Source organism: Vibrio porteresiae DSM 19223 (assembly GCF_024347055.1).
In the GTDB taxonomy this organism is placed as follows: Bacteria; Pseudomonadota; Gammaproteobacteria; order Enterobacterales; family Vibrionaceae; genus Vibrio; species Vibrio porteresiae.
Genome location: NZ_AP024896.1, coordinates 334,858 through 350,831 on the forward strand (window position 1 = coordinate 334,858; position 15,974 = coordinate 350,831).

General features: G+C 46.2%; 13 protein-coding genes and 1 pseudogene. 8 read left to right on the plus strand and 6 right to left on the minus strand.

The annotated features are described in order from the left end of the window. Window positions 1-64: 64 nt before the first annotated feature. Complete coding sequence (locus OCV11_RS18115; protein ID WP_261897426.1) at window positions 65-1,819, minus strand: sigma-54-dependent Fis family transcriptional regulator; 1,755 nt, start codon at window positions 1,817-1,819, stop codon at window positions 65-67. Between the two features lie 247 nt (window positions 1,820-2,066). On the opposite strand from OCV11_RS18115, the gene exaC reads away from it, so the two are divergent. Next, window positions 2,067-3,587, plus strand: a complete 1,521-nt coding sequence (exaC, locus tag OCV11_RS18120; protein ID WP_261897427.1) for an acetaldehyde dehydrogenase ExaC — start codon at window positions 2,067-2,069, stop codon at window positions 3,585-3,587. A gap of 57 nt (window positions 3,588-3,644) precedes the next feature. On the opposite strand, the gene OCV11_RS18125 is transcribed toward exaC, so the two are convergent. Then, window positions 3,645-4,502: a LysR family transcriptional regulator gene (locus OCV11_RS18125; protein WP_261897428.1), complete on the minus strand. Its 858-nt coding sequence runs from the start codon at window positions 4,500-4,502 to the stop codon at window positions 3,645-3,647. Window positions 4,503-4,575: 73 nt separating this feature from the next. Here OCV11_RS18125 and OCV11_RS18130 point away from each other — a divergent pair, with 73 nt between their 5' ends. The 3 genes from OCV11_RS18130 to tdh all read left to right on the plus strand — a co-directional run bounded on the left by OCV11_RS18130 (window position 4,576) and on the right by tdh (window position 8,766). Next, a complete protein-coding gene (locus tag OCV11_RS18130) occupies window positions 4,576-6,282 on the plus strand; it encodes a tannase/feruloyl esterase family alpha/beta hydrolase (RefSeq protein WP_261897429.1) in 1,707 nt (568 codons plus the stop codon). 247 nt (window positions 6,283-6,529) lie between these two features. After that, on the plus strand, window positions 6,530-7,723 hold the full coding sequence (locus tag OCV11_RS18135; RefSeq protein ID WP_261897430.1) for a glycine C-acetyltransferase: 1,194 nt from the start codon (window positions 6,530-6,532) through the stop codon (window positions 7,721-7,723). 11 nt (window positions 7,724-7,734) lie between these two features. Beyond that, the gene (tdh, locus tag OCV11_RS18140) at window positions 7,735-8,766 is read left to right on the plus strand and encodes an L-threonine 3-dehydrogenase (RefSeq protein ID WP_261897431.1); all 1,032 of its coding nucleotides are present in this window, start codon (window positions 7,735-7,737) and stop codon (window positions 8,764-8,766) included. Between the two features lie 63 nt (window positions 8,767-8,829). Here tdh and OCV11_RS18145 read toward each other — a convergent pair whose 3' ends face one another. From OCV11_RS18145 to OCV11_RS18160, 4 genes are all read right to left on the minus strand, one after another. Then, window positions 8,830-9,279 carry an NUDIX hydrolase gene (locus OCV11_RS18145; RefSeq protein ID WP_261897432.1) on the minus strand — a complete coding sequence of 150 codons (450 nt, stop codon included), beginning with the start codon at window positions 9,277-9,279 and terminating at the stop codon, window positions 8,830-8,832. After that, window positions 9,276-9,899 (minus strand): FMN-binding negative transcriptional regulator, encoded by a 624-nt coding sequence (locus OCV11_RS18150; protein ID WP_261897433.1) that lies wholly within the window; start codon window positions 9,897-9,899, stop codon window positions 9,276-9,278. Before OCV11_RS18150 ends, OCV11_RS18145 begins: the two co-directional genes overlap by 4 nt. 16 nt (window positions 9,900-9,915) lie before the next feature. After that, window positions 9,916-10,473, minus strand: a complete 558-nt coding sequence (locus OCV11_RS18155) for a histidine phosphatase family protein (protein WP_261897434.1) — start codon at window positions 10,471-10,473, stop codon at window positions 9,916-9,918. A gap of 333 nt (window positions 10,474-10,806) precedes the next feature. Then, complete coding sequence (locus tag OCV11_RS18160; RefSeq protein ID WP_261897435.1) at window positions 10,807-11,490, minus strand: expansin EXLX1 family cellulose-binding protein; 684 nt, start codon at window positions 11,488-11,490, stop codon at window positions 10,807-10,809. A 37-nt stretch (window positions 11,491-11,527) separates the two neighbouring features. Here OCV11_RS18160 and OCV11_RS18165 point away from each other — a divergent pair. From OCV11_RS18165 to OCV11_RS18180, 4 genes and pseudogenes are all read left to right on the plus strand, one after another. Beyond that, a pseudogene (locus OCV11_RS18165) lies at window positions 11,528-11,926 on the plus strand (DUF3015 family protein); the annotation flags it as partial. Window positions 11,927-12,087: 161 nt separating this feature from the next. Continuing rightward, a complete protein-coding gene (locus OCV11_RS18170) occupies window positions 12,088-13,959 on the plus strand; it encodes an Lnb N-terminal periplasmic domain-containing protein (protein WP_261897437.1) in 1,872 nt (623 codons plus the stop codon). Between the two features lie 227 nt (window positions 13,960-14,186). After that, window positions 14,187-15,074, plus strand: a complete 888-nt coding sequence (locus OCV11_RS18175; RefSeq protein WP_261897438.1) for a transglutaminase-like domain-containing protein — start codon at window positions 14,187-14,189, stop codon at window positions 15,072-15,074. Between the two features lie 134 nt (window positions 15,075-15,208). Next, window positions 15,209-15,679, plus strand: a complete 471-nt coding sequence (locus OCV11_RS18180; RefSeq protein ID WP_261897439.1) for a hypothetical protein — start codon at window positions 15,209-15,211, stop codon at window positions 15,677-15,679. The last annotated feature ends 295 nt before the right edge of the window (window positions 15,680-15,974 follow it).

A 15,974-nucleotide genomic window follows, 5' to 3' on the forward strand; every position in this document is an offset into this window, starting at 1 on the left:
AATAGGGCGGACTTTGGCAGATATAACCGGCCAATGCAATTGTCTTGTTTTAAGTGTCAATAAGTTATGTCAAAAGTCCGATCGCCCTCAATTTACGGTACAAAGTATTGCGACTGATCCCTAAAAGACGCGCCGTTTGACTGACGTTTCCTTGATTGGCTTGGAAGGTTTCGACCAAGCGATGGTCAAGAGCATGACGCAAGGTTTCGACGGGAGCCGGTTCCCCCGATTGAGCCGTAGTCGGGGTGAGCAAACGAATAATGTGCATGGGAAGATGCTCAAGTTTGAGCTCGGTCTCTTCACTGGCCAGTAGACAGGCAACTTTGATGACATTATCCAGCTCACGTAAGTTGCCCGGCCATGCATAACGGTTGAGCTTGTCTAACAGCAACGGGCAAAGTGTTTGGTGATGTTTGCGATATTTATGGTGTAGCGCGGTGACGAGCTCAGCTCGGTCATTGCGCTCACGCAGGGACGGTAAGGTCAGCACTAATCCATTGAGACGATAGTAAAGGTCTTCCCTAAAGGTGCCCGCCTGTACCGCTTGTTCCAACGGTTGATGAGTTGCCGCGATGATCTGTAAATTCACTGGGTATTCTTTGGTGCAGCCCACCGGAACCACGACTTTATCTTGCAGCACTTGTAGCAAACGGCTTTGCGCCTCTAGTGGCATATCGCCAATTTCGTCGAGAAACAGCATACCATTGTGTGCGGCACGAATTTTCCCTGCATAGCCTTTGGTATTGGCTCCGGTAAATGCACCGGGAGCGTAGCCAAACAGTTCTGACTCAATTAACTCACTGGCAAGTGCTGCGCAGTTGACACTGATCAGCGGCTGTTTAGCGCCGCAATATTGATGCAGTGCTTTAACAAACTCACCTTTCCCGACCCCAGTTTCCCCCATTAATAAGATAGGAATATCATGATTGACCAATTTGGCTGCTTGTTGCCACGCTTTTTCCACCTGTTGATCGCCAAAATGTAAATGAGTCGACGTGGCGGTGGTCTTGTGGCGTGCTTTCGGTTCTTCACGATTGATGGTGTGGCTTTCATAAATCAGCCGATGGGGAACGCTCTCGATCACTTGTTGCAGATCCATCCCGAGCAAACTGGTTTGTTCCAGTAAGTGCATCGCGATGTGATTGTGCGCCATCACTTTACCTTGGGGATCAGCAATCACAATGCCTTGCCATCCGCTGTTGATCAGTGATGGATCGAGTGCCAAATCGATGCGCGTCGCACCATTAGGTAAAGAGGAGATAAGGTGATTCTCTATCAACTGCACCATGTTTTGTACTAACACTTGCAAAGTGATGTCGTGTTTTTGTTGCTCACTGGTAATGTCGAGAATACCGACAATGTGCCCTTGGTAGTCGAGAATTGGGCTGGCAGAACAACTGATAAATTGGTGTTGGCGAATGTAGTGTTGCTCTCCAATAACGGAGATAGGACGAGATTCAATTAGCGCCGTACCAATCGCATTCGTCCCTTTCAGTTTCTCTTGCCAACAGCAGCCACTATCGAGGGCGATTTGCAGTAACTGTTCGCGAAAATGCGGTTGACCCCACGAAGAGAGAATGACCCCATCGGCATCGGTCAAAATCAGCCGACTATCCGTGTGCGCACACATTTGATTAAACAAGGGGAGAACAAAACGCTCGACAGCATCAATCATGGTGGTGGCACGCCATTGTCGCTCCTTTAATTCGTACGTGGGCAGACGAATCGCTTCAGGTAGGCGGCGTTGAATCAGTCCTGCTTCTTGACTCCGTTCCCATGATGAACTGAGCCAGTCTTTGTTAAGTGGTTGTATTTGCATAAATGTTCCACCTTGTCACAGTGACACTGTTCCATTTTGGAACAGATGAACAATGGGAGGCAGCCCATTCAATTGGTTTCATCTGTTCGCGCATGGATTTAATTATTTGTTAATCATACCGTTACAATTTATTAACAACAAGGTAAATAATCTTGGCTTGTGATTTGCGTTGTACCTTGCGTGAGCGCTGCAAATAAGGCGCGGTATGTACCCATAACATGAACGAGAAAGTGGAAAGGATAGAACCATGATTTATGCTCAACCTGGAACTGCAAAAGCGATCTTCAACTTCAAAACTCATTACGATAATTTTATTGGAGGACAATGGGTTAAACCGGTAAGCGGTGAATATTTTGACAATATTTCGCCCGTCAATGGTAAACCGTTTTGTCAGGTAGCACGTTCAGATAAAGCCGATATTGAATTGGCACTCGACGCCGCACATGAAGCACGCACCACTTGGTCGAAAACCAGCGTTACCTATCGTGCCAATTTGCTGCTCAAGATCGCTGATCGTATCGAGCAACACTTAGAAACCTTGGCCTATGTTGAAACGTGGGAAAACGGTAAGCCGATTCGCGAAACACTTGCTGCCGACTTGCCTTTAGTCGTCGACCACTTCCGTTATTTTGCTGGTTGTATCCGTGCGCAAGAAGGATCAATCGGTGAGATTGACGACAAGACGACCGCCTATCACTTCCATGAGCCAATTGGTGTGGTCGGGCAAATTATTCCGTGGAACTTCCCGATGTTGATGGCGGCATGGAAGTTAGCACCCGCACTTGCGGCTGGCTGCTGCGTGGTGATGAAACCGGCAGAGCAAACTCCAGTTTCTATTTTGATTTTGATGGAAACCATTCAAGACCTCTTGCCTGCTGGTGTCGTCAATATCGTTAATGGTTTTGGTACAGAAGCCGGTCAAGCTCTAGCAACTAGCCGCCGTATTAACAAACTCGCCTTTACCGGTTCAACCTCTGTTGGTAACCATATTCTTAAATGCGCTGCTGACAGCCTCATTCCATCCACCGTTGAGTTGGGTGGTAAATCGCCGAACATCTATTTTGCCGACGTGTTTGAACACGAAGATGCGTATTTGGAAAAATGCCTTGAAGGGACCTTGCTTGGTTTCTTCAACCAAGGCGAAGTCTGTACCTGCCCATCACGGGTATTGGTGCAAGAATCGGTCTACGAAAAATTTGTCGCAAAACTCGCAGAACGCGCCAAATTGATCCGTCAAGGTAACCCACTAGATACCGATACTCAGGTAGGGGCTCAAGCTTCTGAAGAGCAGTATGAGAAGATTTTGAGCTACCTTGAAATCGGCCGTAATGAAGGGGCTAAAGTGATTTTCGGTGGAGATAAAGCCAAACAGAGCGGCGATATTTGTGACGGCTATTATGTGCAACCGACCATGCTGGCGGGACACAATAAAATGCGTGTCTTCCAAGAAGAGATCTTCGGTCCAGTGATTGCGATTACCACCTTTAAAGACGAAGCCGAAGCCCTCGCTATCGCCAATGACACCGAGTATGGCTTAGGCGCTGGTGTGTGGACACGCGATGCTAACCTTGCTTATCGCATGGGACGTGGTATCGAAGCTGGTCGTGTATGGATCAACTGTTACCATATGTACCCCGCGCATGCGGCGTTTGGTGGTTATAAGAAATCCGGTATTGGTCGTGAAACCCATAAGATGATGCTGGGTCACTATCAAAACACCAAAAACCTACTCATCAGTTACGATGTGAATCCACTGGGATTCTTCTAACTTCGCTGATGAGGTTGATCTAAAGGCGGCTCGATGCCGCCTTTTCTTTCTCTCGATTTATTGCCTATCCATTGTTTCACTTGCGGAAACGACTTCAAATAACATCTTTTTCAGGCTTAAGGTGGCAGGGCCATTGATGCCCTTGTCGTTGTCGTTGATGTAAAGGGGCACAACCGTGATCATGCGGTCTTGCAGGGCTAAAATCTGCATTGTGCCTTCGCGCACGTCTTCTTCTATCGCACTCATGGGTAACCAGCCATACGCAATTTGGTTACGCACCGCTGAAGCCGCCCCTTCTAGTGTATTGACCAGCCAATACTCGCCTTTGCGCGGTGGTTCTCCGCCGTAAGGTTGATGGGAGTTTTGAAAACGAACACTCACGTAATTACACAAGTCGTTTTGGGTTACTGCGCTTTTGAGGCCCAATGGATGATTGGGGTGAGCGACAGGATAGAGCGCGACATCCAGCAATTTATCTCCGGTGATGGTGCCATCAACGGTGGTACAAATCGCCAAATCAAATTGAGTATGCTGGGTTGGATTGAGACGAATCACATCATACAGTTCCACTCGTGTTTCAGGGTAGATTTGGTTGAACTGGTGAATAGCGCGAAACAACAAATGACGAGGGAAAATCGAATCGACCAACAGCCGAATGCGCGATTCCACTCCGGTAGCCATCATTTGTGCAATGGTTTCGATTCGTTGAAAGTCGCGTAGCACCGGTGCTATCTCTTCTCTGAGCCGTTCTCCCTCTTTGGTGAGTTCCATCTTGCGTCCATCTTGGATGAACAACTTAAGGCCAAGTTGTTCTTGCAGCTTACTGATACCGTAGCTAACAGAGGATTGGCTGCGGTGCAGTTTCTGCGCTGCTGCATTAAACCCACCTTCGTCAATGACAGTAGTAAATACCAACCATTGGTCTAACCTAACGTTGTCTTGTACACACTCTAACCTATCGGATTTTTAGATAAGAAGGGGGTGAATTATGCGATTTTTAATCTCATTATCCAATGATAAATTCCCTGCCCATAATTCAATAACACTTGGACAAATGAAAATGGAACTCTCTGCAAAAGGGTTAGTAGGGCTTGGCGCTCTGCTGATTTTCCCTTGCCTTTCCTACGCAGCAACTCCCGAAGAGGAGTGCCAATCGCTAACCAAGATGACACTGACTGGCGTGAACATTAGTCAGGTGGAGTGGGTTAAAGCGGGCAATGCCAGCAAAGATAAAATGGCCGCTTTGACTGGCGCTAGCGCGTCCGGTAATAAACTCCCAGCGCATTGTCGTGTTAATGGCGCAATTAACGAACGTATTGGCGCTGATGAAAAACCGTACGCGATTAAATTCGAGTTAAGATTGCCAAGTAACTGGCAAGGCGACTTTCTCTTTCAAGGTGGCGGCGGCTTAGATGGTTTTGTTGCCAATGCCGTCGGCAGTATTCCTGTCCACGGAGCAACCGCAGCACCAGCTCTGCAGCGTGGTTTTGCCGTGGTGTCCATGGATGGTGGTCATGAGGGCCGCAATGCTCAGTTTGCTTACGATCAACAAGCACGTCTGGATTATGCCTATCAAGCGATCGGTAAAGTAACCACCACGGCCAAAGCGATGATTCGTCACTACTATCACCAACAGATCAGCCAATCTTACTTTATGGGCTGTTCAAATGGTGGACGTGAGGCTATGTTGGCAGCAGAACGTTACCCAACGGAATTTAATGGGGTGATTGTCGGTGACCCCGGTTTTCGCTTAAGCCATGCGGCGATTGGTGAAGTTTGGGATACACAAGCGTTGACGGCTGTTGCGCCGAAAGATAAGCAGGGGCGTCCCATTTTGGCACAGGCTTTTAGTGATGCTGAGCTGAAACTGGTCAGCAATGCTATCTTGGCTGAGTGTGATGATAAAGATGGGCTCAAAGATGGCCTGATTAACAACTATCCAGCATGCCACTTTAATCCGGTTGTTGTGCAATGTAAGCAAGGTGAAAGTGCCAATTGCTTAAGCAAAGCCAAAGTGGATGCGTTAGCGAAAGTCTTTTCTGGCGCGAAAGACAGCCATGGTAATGCACTTTATGCGAGCTGGCCTTATGATGCGGGTATTTCTGCCAAAGGGTGGCGTAATTGGAAATTGGGTGATTCCAATGACGCGACCAAGCCTAATGCTCTCAACATCGTGTTAGGTCGCGATTCGATGGTCAATTACTACATGACCCCGCCAATGCCCGATTTTGATTTGGCAAAGTTTGATTTTGATAAAGACCCTGCTCGTATCCAAGAAACTGCTGCAATCAACGACGCAACCAGTACTTATCTCAATACCTTTGAGAAAAATGGCGGTAAGATCCTGATCTATCAAGGCGTTTCAGATCCTGTATTCTCAACGGATGACATCAAAGATTGGTATAACCAAGTGGAACAAAACACGTCTGGTGGCGATAAAGTCGCTCAACGAGAATGGGCAAGATTGTTTATGGTGCCGGGCATGACTCACTGTGGTGATGGTCCTGCACTTGACGATTTTGATCCTCTGACAGCAATGCAAAATTGGGTTGAAAAACATCAAGCCCCAGAACAGATGATTGCTCAAGGCAAAGCCTTCCCGGGAAAACAGCAACCACTGTGCGTTTACCCTAAAGTGGCTTACTACAAAGGTAAGGGTGATATTAACCAAGCCGCCTCATTCGAATGTCGTTAACTCTGTAACGGTATTTTAAGATTATCTACGCTGCCTGCTGATAATCCAACCGCTGACTCGATTTGGTCAGCGGTTTTTTTTTGCCTCAAAGCGCACTTCAATTGCTATTTGTTCCTTGAGTTCACAAATACTTTTCCACAGCACAGGATAATCGCCTGTGATGGCATGGATTACACTTAAGAGAATTAAGGTCACTACTGTCACAGTGGTTGACGATAAAACTCGATATACCAAAAAGGAACATGCAATGTCTTCTGCCTTTTACCAACAGATCCGCAATCAGCTTGAGGAAGTCAAAGCTGAAGGTCTGTACAAATCAGAACGAATCATTACCTCATCTCAACAAGCTGCGGTGACCATCGCAACGGGTGAAGAAGTACTTAACTTCTGTGCCAATAACTACTTAGGTTTAGCTAACCACCCTGCGTTGATTGAAGCGGCGAAAGAGGGGATGGATGAGCACGGTTTTGGTATGGCATCGGTTCGTTTTATCTGTGGTACGCAAGACGCGCATAAAGCACTAGAGAAAAAACTCTCAGCCTTCCTTGGTAAAGAAGACACCATTCTTTACACCTCATGTTTTGATGCTAACACTGGTTTGTTTGAAACACTGCTTGATCAAAACGATGCGATCATTTCTGATGCATTGAACCACGCGTCAATCATTGATGGTGTGCGTCTATGTAAAGCGCAGCGTTATCGCTATGCCAACAACGATATGGCGCAGTTGGAAGAGCAGTTGATCGCAGCTGATAACGCGGGTGTTCGTCATAAACTCATCGTGACAGACGGTGTGTTCTCAATGGACGGTGTAGTCGCTAACCTGCCTGCTATTTGTGACCTTGCAGATAAATACCATGCGTTAGTGATGGTGGATGACTCCCACGCTGTCGGTTTTATGGGCGCAAATGGTCGTGGTACTCATGAGTATCACGATGTGATTGACCGCATCGATATTATTACCGGTACGCTGGGTAAAGCCATGGGCGGCGCTTCTGGCGGTTACACTGCTGGTAAAAAAGAGGTGATTGACTGGTTACGTCAACGCTCTCGTCCTTATTTGTTCTCTAACTCGGTAGCGCCAGCGATTGTGTCTGCATCGCTACGTGTACTCGATCTATTAAGTGAAAGTGATGATTTGCGTGCCCACCTATGGGACAACGCAGCGCATTTTCGTACTCGTATGACAGACGCAGGCTTTACGCTTGCGGGCGCTGACCACGCGATCATTCCAATCATGTTGGGTGATGCAAAAGTGGCGGCCGAATTTGCTGAACGCGCTTTAGCCAAAGGCATTTACGTTGTCGGGTTCTCATTCCCAGTGGTACCAAAAGGTCAGGCTCGTATCCGTACCCAAATGTCAGCGGCACACAGCCGTGAGCAGTTGGATAAGGCGATTGATGCCTTTATTGAAGTGGGTAAAGAGATGGGCATTATTTAAGGCGTAATCACATGAAAATTAAAGCACTAGCCAAATTAAAACGTGAACAGGGTATCTGGATGACCGAAGTGGACAAGCCAGAACCAGGTCACAATGATTTGTTAATCAAAATTCGTAAAACTGCGATTTGTGGCACAGACGTGCATATCTACAACTGGGATGAATGGTCACAAAAAACCATCCCTGTCCCAATGGTGGTAGGTCACGAATACGTGGGCGAAGTGGTTGCGGTGGGTTCTGATGTGCGCGGTTTCTCGGTAGGTGATCGCGTTTCTGGCGAAGGTCATATTACCTGTGGTCACTGTCGTAACTGTCGTGGTGGTCGTACTCACCTTTGTCGTAACACTGTTGGTGTGGGTGTAAACCGTACCGGCGCGTTTTCCGAATACCTAGTGATTCCTGCGTTTAACGCATTCAAAATCCCAGCGGGGATTTCTGATGATCTTGCCTCGATTTTTGACCCGTTTGGTAACGCAGTGCACACCGCATTGTCGTTTGATCTCGTGGGTGAAGATGTCTTGATTACTGGCGCTGGCCCAATTGGGATCATGGCTGCGGCTGTGGCAAAACACGTTGGTGCCCGTTATGTGGTGATTACCGACGTCAACGAATACCGTCTGGATCTGGCGCGCAAAATGGGTGTGACTCGCGCGGTGAACGTCGCCAATGAAAAATTGGAAGATGTGATGAAAGAGCTGGGTATGACCGAAGGCTTTGATGTTGGCCTTGAGATGTCTGGCGTACCAAGTGCATTCAGTTCAATGCTAAAAACCATGAACCATGGTGGCCGTATTGCGCTATTGGGTATTCCACCATCAGATATGGCGATCGACTGGACTCAAGTGATTTTCAAGGGCCTAATCATTAAAGGTATTTACGGTCGCGAAATGTTCGAAACGTGGTACAAGATGGCAAGCCTGATCCAATCTGGCTTGGATCTGACCCCAATCATTACGCACCACTTTAGTATCGATGATTTCCAACAAGGCTTTGACACTATGCGCAGCGGCGCATCGGGTAAAGTGATTCTTGATTGGCAATAAGCCGTTAAGTGCCATATTTAAAACACGAAAGCGCCCAACGGGCGCTTTTTGTTTGGCAAACAACTAGATGTTCACCCTATAAAGCTCGTTGATGGGCTTTTCGACGAAATAGTGCCAGATATGTTTGTATACCGCATGTTGATTAGGGAAGGGAGCAAGTTCTAAGGCTTCTTGTAAACTGCACCATTTGTATTCAGTATGCTCGTTGTTTAGCGTGACATTTTGATTGGCTGGGCACAGCACGGCAAAGACGGGAATCAGTTCAATAAGGTTGGCACTATCAACGTAGAACTGTTCTAGAAACTGCGCGTTATATAAATGAGTTACTTGAATCTGAGTCTCTTCAGCAAACTCACGCACAATCGCATCAACCCCGGTTTCTCCTGCTTCAATTGAGCCAGCAATGTGGCACCAAAAGCCACCTTTTACTCGCTTCATCAGCAGCAGTTTCATTTCACCATCAATTTGTGATAATGCCACGCCGGAAACAACGGTGGTATTCACTTTGATCATTGATCTTGTCCTTCACTTTTCATCGTTCGTTTGTTCATGTAGTTGGCAAGCATCTTGGCAGGCAAGTGCTCACTCTCATTGAGTGCTTGATAAACCCCCGCTTGATCTTCTGGGCTTCGGTGTAGCCCTAGTTTTTCTTTGGCTTGAATGTCATCAATCACAATTTTAAATCCGACAATCGCTTGAGACAGTTTGGCATTCAGTTCATCCGACATCACTTCTGAATTACTCAGTAAGCTAGGCTCGTATTGTCTGATTAAATGGTTTAGCGCATTTGCTGTTTCTTGGTCGTTCAGTAGTTCGACGGTGCCATAGCAATGCACGGCGACATAGTTCCATGTTGGTACGGCAGGCTTATTCTCATACCAAGTTGGTGAAATATAGGCGTGCGGTCCGCCAAACACGATGAGCACTCTGGTTCCCGCCAGTTCTTTCCAGTGAGGGTTTGCCTTTGCAAAATGGCCATACAAAACACCATTACCTTCACTTACAGGTTGATACACCAAAGGTACATGTGTCGCTTCAAGGGTGGGTGAAACAATTAAGCCAAAACCAAATTCGTTAATTATATCGGTGGCGGTTTGTCGATCATCGACTTGCGCGTAATTGGGGATATACATAAAAGAAATGTCCTTATTATTCTTGCGCACATGGATTATTTTCAGGGACATAATCCAACAATTTATATTGTCCGCAGCCGATTCCTTGTGGTTGAAAACCAACTAAGCTTTCAAAAACATTAAAGTGGGAAACAATAATGACTTTGCCGTAGTCTTGATATTTATTGAGTACCGCTTGTGCTCTCGTTTTAAGATCTGGCCACATTTCGTAGGGTACATCGCTGGGTATTTTGCACTGTTTGAGCGTTTCTCGGTGTTCATGCCAGCGTCGGTCACGCTCTGTTAGGTCGATATAATTTCCCGCCAAATCAGCACGCCACTCTCTTAAATCATGTTCAACAAACAGTTCTAACCCAAGTTGACGATTTATTATTTCTGCTGTCTGTAGCGCACGGGTATAAGGCGATGAAATGATGATTTCTGCCCCTTGCTCTACCAGCTCGCTGGCCGTCGCATGAATCATTTTAATTCCCTCTCTATCTAACGGCGCATAATCTTTTTCTAGCTGGGACATTCTGCGCTGGTCACTTAAGGAATAATCAGGAAGTCCATGTCTGACGAAAATAATATCCAATTTATTTATCCTTTATATGAGAGATCTTTGCTAAACCGAAGCCTCAATATTCAGTGGTGTTGTGCCATAAGAAATATGAGCTTATCGGCATCATTAACTGGATGCTTAATGCAGTAATTCTACCTGTAAGGTATTGTTCTAACACAAATTACAAGGTTAATCATCACTTCATCTAAAAAATGGTTTACTAACTTATTTGTCAAATTCGATTTGAAATAAGTTGGGAAAAATAGGGGAAGACGAAGGAGCAAAAAATAAGTTTATGATGTTCTTACTGTTAAGTGATGAGCACCATAATCTGGTGCTCATCACTTATATTAATCATCGCCTATATTACTCATCAGCATCAGGGAATTGCATCGCGGTATCGATTTCAGAGTTGAGAACCAATGCCACGGATTTTACAGTTAGGGTTTGGTTTTTGCTGTCGGTAATTCGAAAATCGTATGGGCCAACCCCAAATCCATCATTCTTAACGAAGTAGTTATAGGGTTGGCGCGTAACTTCAGTAAAGCTACTGCCTGAGCCACTAATCCGGTATTCCAACTTGGTGATCGGGTATTTGTGGTCACGAACTTGAATGCCTGTCCACCACTGACTTGACCCCTCTTTGAAGTAGAGCTTCATATTTTCATCATTGGGATCGGCGATATAGTGCCATGAGATTGGGATGATACCCGTTTCAATCGCGGCGATTTGCGCAAAGGCTTTTTGGTCTAAATCGATCGACCCTTCGGCACATTCCGGACATTGATCATCAATTCGAACAATCACCGTCTGGTCGGTATCAGTATTCGTCACCTGAGCGTAACCACCGCAGGCTTGGGAATTGTTGTAGTCGGTCTTATTCATTGCGGCAGTGTAGATAGTGGAATCTGGCGTAGGAAAACTGCAATTACCACCGCCACCATAACCATAGAAGGTTCCTTTACCTGTGTGGGTGGTTTCAGCGGCGCTCGCACCTGCGCTCAAAAGCGCTAAGGCGATAGCACTGCATAACATGGATGATTTCATCATAACCTCTCAATATTTTGGATAAGTGGTATTACACGATTTGGGCACCATGATATTTGACGGAAAAAGCGGCAAAGTATTTAAAATTCTAGGTGCCACCACTAACTCCACGTCAGGTAACCAAACCTTTGGTATTACCTTTGGTACGTTAGGTTGTGATGGCACTGGAACCATTGATTCTGCACAGAAACTTGCCATGTTTATTGATGGCAATATGGACAATTTGGCACGCGATATCGCCAAAGGTCAGGGGGAGACCCTGAATACCTTGTCTGAAGTGTGGGGCATTAAAGACGCAGACAAAGCCAGTTTTAACACTATGGCGAAACAAAATTTCGCGGTGGTGTTTAGCTCTGAAAACGTTACTTCCAATGAAGTCCTGAATAACTTGAATGCGTTGATCTCTAAAGACGCAACGTTATCTAGCTACGCAATTTAACATCGAGTTATCTTAAATAAGTGCCTCTAGTTGAGGCACTTTTTATTTAAAAATAATGAGTTAGTCATGTTTTGGCTTTTCACGCTAAGCTATTTTTATCAGTGTTAAGAGAATCACTGATGCATTCCTACTTACTTTGCTTGCTGAGGTAACTCAACCGTATGTTAAAAAGTCGATGGATAGCGACAATCGCACTGTGGCTTGTTAGTCTGCCTGGGATGGCAAATCAACAAGATGTTTCTCCAATTGAAGTTCCCCAATTCGATATTGATGTATTAAGCCAAGATGCTTACTGGCTTAAACTGGGCCACTATTTGCCGGCACTACGTTACCAGTACAAAAGTACTGTGGATTCTGCGACCTTTTTTCTTTCCATTCACGGTAAAACCGACCCGAAACAAGAGTTGCAAGCGACCATTTTGGCTTTATACCAGCCAGACATGGTGCAACGGCAAATGATGCGCTGCACCTTTCCCGCTCGCTATGCATGGTTAGAAAAGCAGCTTAGTCACCCGATGCCCCCCCTTGATTGCCCGGAGCTTAATAAATGGCAAGAGGCGATGGCACCCGATAAATTGACCTTGGTCTTTCCGACCGCCTTTATGAATAACCCATCGTCGATGTTTGGTCATACTCTGCTGCGTATCGACGCGCTCAACCAAAACAAGAACAGTGAACTGGTGGCTTATGCCATTAACTTCGCTGCTCAGCCACAAACCGACGATAATGCGGCGCTTTACGCATTCAAAGGGTTAGTGGGCTCTTATCCTGGTCGCTTTACTGTGATGCCGTATTACAAAAAAGTGCGGGAATACAATGATATCGAGTCTCGAGATATTTGGGAGTACCCACTGCGTTTTACGCACGCGGAAGTGGAGCGGGTGCTATTGCATCTATGGGAGTTGGAGCAAGCGGAATTCGATTATTACTTTTTTGATGAAAACTGTTCTTATCAGCTGTTGGCACTGTTGCAATTAGCTAATCATGATTTGGACTTAGTCAGTCAATTTCCCTATGCAGCAACCCCATCAGATACAGTCAAGGCGTTGGTGGATGCCCATCTCACCGAACGCCCTGACTATCGCGCGGCGTTTGGAACGCGTTTGTTGCATGAATCCGACTTTGTTGATGAACGCCTTTATCTAGCGACTCGCCGCTTAAAAGAAGAGGGTATTTATCCTGATGCGGATGAATTTTCTCCTAGCGAGCAGGCCGCTATTTTGGAATTTGCTTACGAGTGGCTGAATTTCGAACTCTATGATGAGGGATTGGCGCGCAATATTACGGCAAAACAACTAACCAATATTTTGATTGCACGCAGTAAACTGGATGCGCCTTCGCCCTACCCAGATGTTCCGCAACCGCACACTTCACCGGATCAAGGGCACGGTTCAGCGCGTTTCGGACTTGGGCGTCAGTTGCACCAAGCGAGCAGTGATAGGACTGAGTTCGAATGGCGTCCCTCTTATCACGATCTCTTTGATGCGCAGGCTGGGTTTATTCCCGGCGCTCAGATCAGTTTCGGCGATCTTGGTATCACGATGGATGACCAAGGAATCACACGACTGGATCATTGGTACATTGTTGATGCGATGGCGCTTGCGCCCAGTAATCGCGTGTTTGATAGCTTGGCTTGGAATATGAAGTTTGGTCTTGATCGTCCTGATAGTCATCAGCTTCATCGTCTGTTTATCAATGGTGGTGCAGGGAAAGCGTGGGGACGAGCCGATGGTTTACACGTTTATGGACTCATCAATGGTGAAATTAACCATGGGCCATTAACCGACAACAATTGGGTTACGGGCGTTGGTGTGCGTGCGGGGATGCTGTACTCATTGGGGGCACAGCATCGTTTAGGAATTGAGGGGGATTGGCTGCGCTTACTTGGTGATACTGTTTTATCGCGTTCTCAGGTGAATGCGACTTGGAACTGGAGCATCACGACCAATACCGCTTTGCGCAGTGAAGTTGGGTATCAACATTGGTACAGCGAGGAAATGACGGGAAAAATCACCGCCTACTTTTACTATTAATTAAGAGCGAATGGCTGGTGTGACTCATGCGCTTTTGTATTGCTGTACTAGTGTTAAAACGTGTGCTCTATCGCAATTCGTTATGAGATGCTTTTTTAATATAACGCTAAGAACTTAGTGCAAATGAGCTTTGCGGTAAGTTTTTGCATGGCGAGTTGTTCGCTAGGCACATTAGCTAACCACGGTAGGGTACCGATCGAAAGGTTAGTGTTAAGGAGATGCCCACTATGGATTGGAATAACAATCTTTATAGCGAGTACACTGACTTAGGAATATTTAAGAACGAGCTCAGTTTAATCGCGCCCGATATTCCTGCATTATGCCAATGGATTCAAGCCCACCTCATTCACGCTTATTGGCTCGAAAGTTATCACTGTTATACCACGCTTGCCGTGGCTCATCGTGAAATGCAATTACGCAGTTCCCTCGATATCCTCAAGGTGTTGTCGCAGCGGCAACCCGTCGACATGGTCAGTTATCTCAATCCCGATAAGCGGGTGATCGTTGTTGGTCGCCACTTTGCTTTAATGTTATGTGCGTTGATTCGTCTGCATGATGTTCCTGCCAGAATCCGTTGTGGGTACGCCGATTATCTCACCCCTGACACTTTTGAAGATCATTGGATATGTGAATATTGGCATCAAGAGCAGCGGCGCTGGGTTCGAGTCGACGCGCAACTCGATGAACGGCAGATGCACCGTTTAGCGATCACTTTTGATCCCTATGATCTCCCTGAAGAGCGTTTCATTTCGGCAGGAAAAGCTTGGCACCTTTGCATGGACGGACAAGCGCATCCAGATCAATTTGGTATTTTGCACTTTCATGGTCTCACTTATATCAAAGGGAGTATCCTGCGTGACTTGTTCGCCTTAAGCGGCGTTGAAATGCTGCCTTGGGATAGTGGCTGGGGCATGATAGAGCAGTATCAAAGCCCCATTAAAGATGATCGGGAGATGCAGTTGATTTCCCATTTGGCTGCTTATAGTGAGTCGAACGACGAAGAGAATGCGCGTATCGTGACTAAACAAAATCCAGACATTGCTTTACCCCATGACTGGACGTGGTTGCAAGCGCCGACCATCTCTCAACTGTTTGAAAAATATAGTGTGATTTAATTACCTGAGTGAAAAGAAGCAGAGGGTGTGCGCAGTGGTATTGAGATTGTGCACAACTCTGACGTGCTACTTACACGGCTCTAAATCACACATGGTTAACTCGCTGACACATTCATGGATTTGGAGATCAGTCAGTGAAACCTTTACTCACACTCACGATTTGTTCAGCCGCCTTACTTGCGGGTTGTGCCACTCAATCTAAGGCCCCCCAACCGGTAAAAGACACCAACAGTGTTCAAGCGTTAACGACTTGGGATGATGCTTACGGAGAGTGCATTCAGCAGGCTAGAACCAGTCAGTATGCCTTCCCGAAAGATAACCAATGGTTTAACTCGCTTAAACCTGCACAGAAGAAAAACGTGGTGATCTATCTTTATCAAGACAAGATGTACGGTTGTTCAGAGCAAGAGACATTAGCTCTGAAAAAAGCGCTCATCAAAGATGGTAACGATACCTTGTTGAAGTTTTTTACCAGTGTGAATGTGTTTGAAAAACCAAATGACCAATTGGTCGCTGGATTGGATGCAGACAAACTCGCTGATTTTGCGCAAAAAACGCCCGTATTTAACATTTCACGCGCGGTTTCGCAGCTTGAACTTAAATAAGAGAGTGTGATTGTTTACCGACCAACAGAGCCGACTTAGGCTCTGTTTTTCTAATACTTAATAGGTGTTTTATCACTAATGTGTATTCATCACATGACAAATCATATGAATACCGTATTCTATCTCAGACGATTTTTATTATAAAACATCGCCTATTTTGCTCCCTTCTTAACTGCAGATAGGTTCGTGTGAGCCTTGTTACTCGGCATTGCAACGATGATGGCTAGACGTGTGCTTAGTCTTTCATTTAGCCAAGCTAAATGAACTGAGTTTGGTATGGCGTTGGTGAGTCATT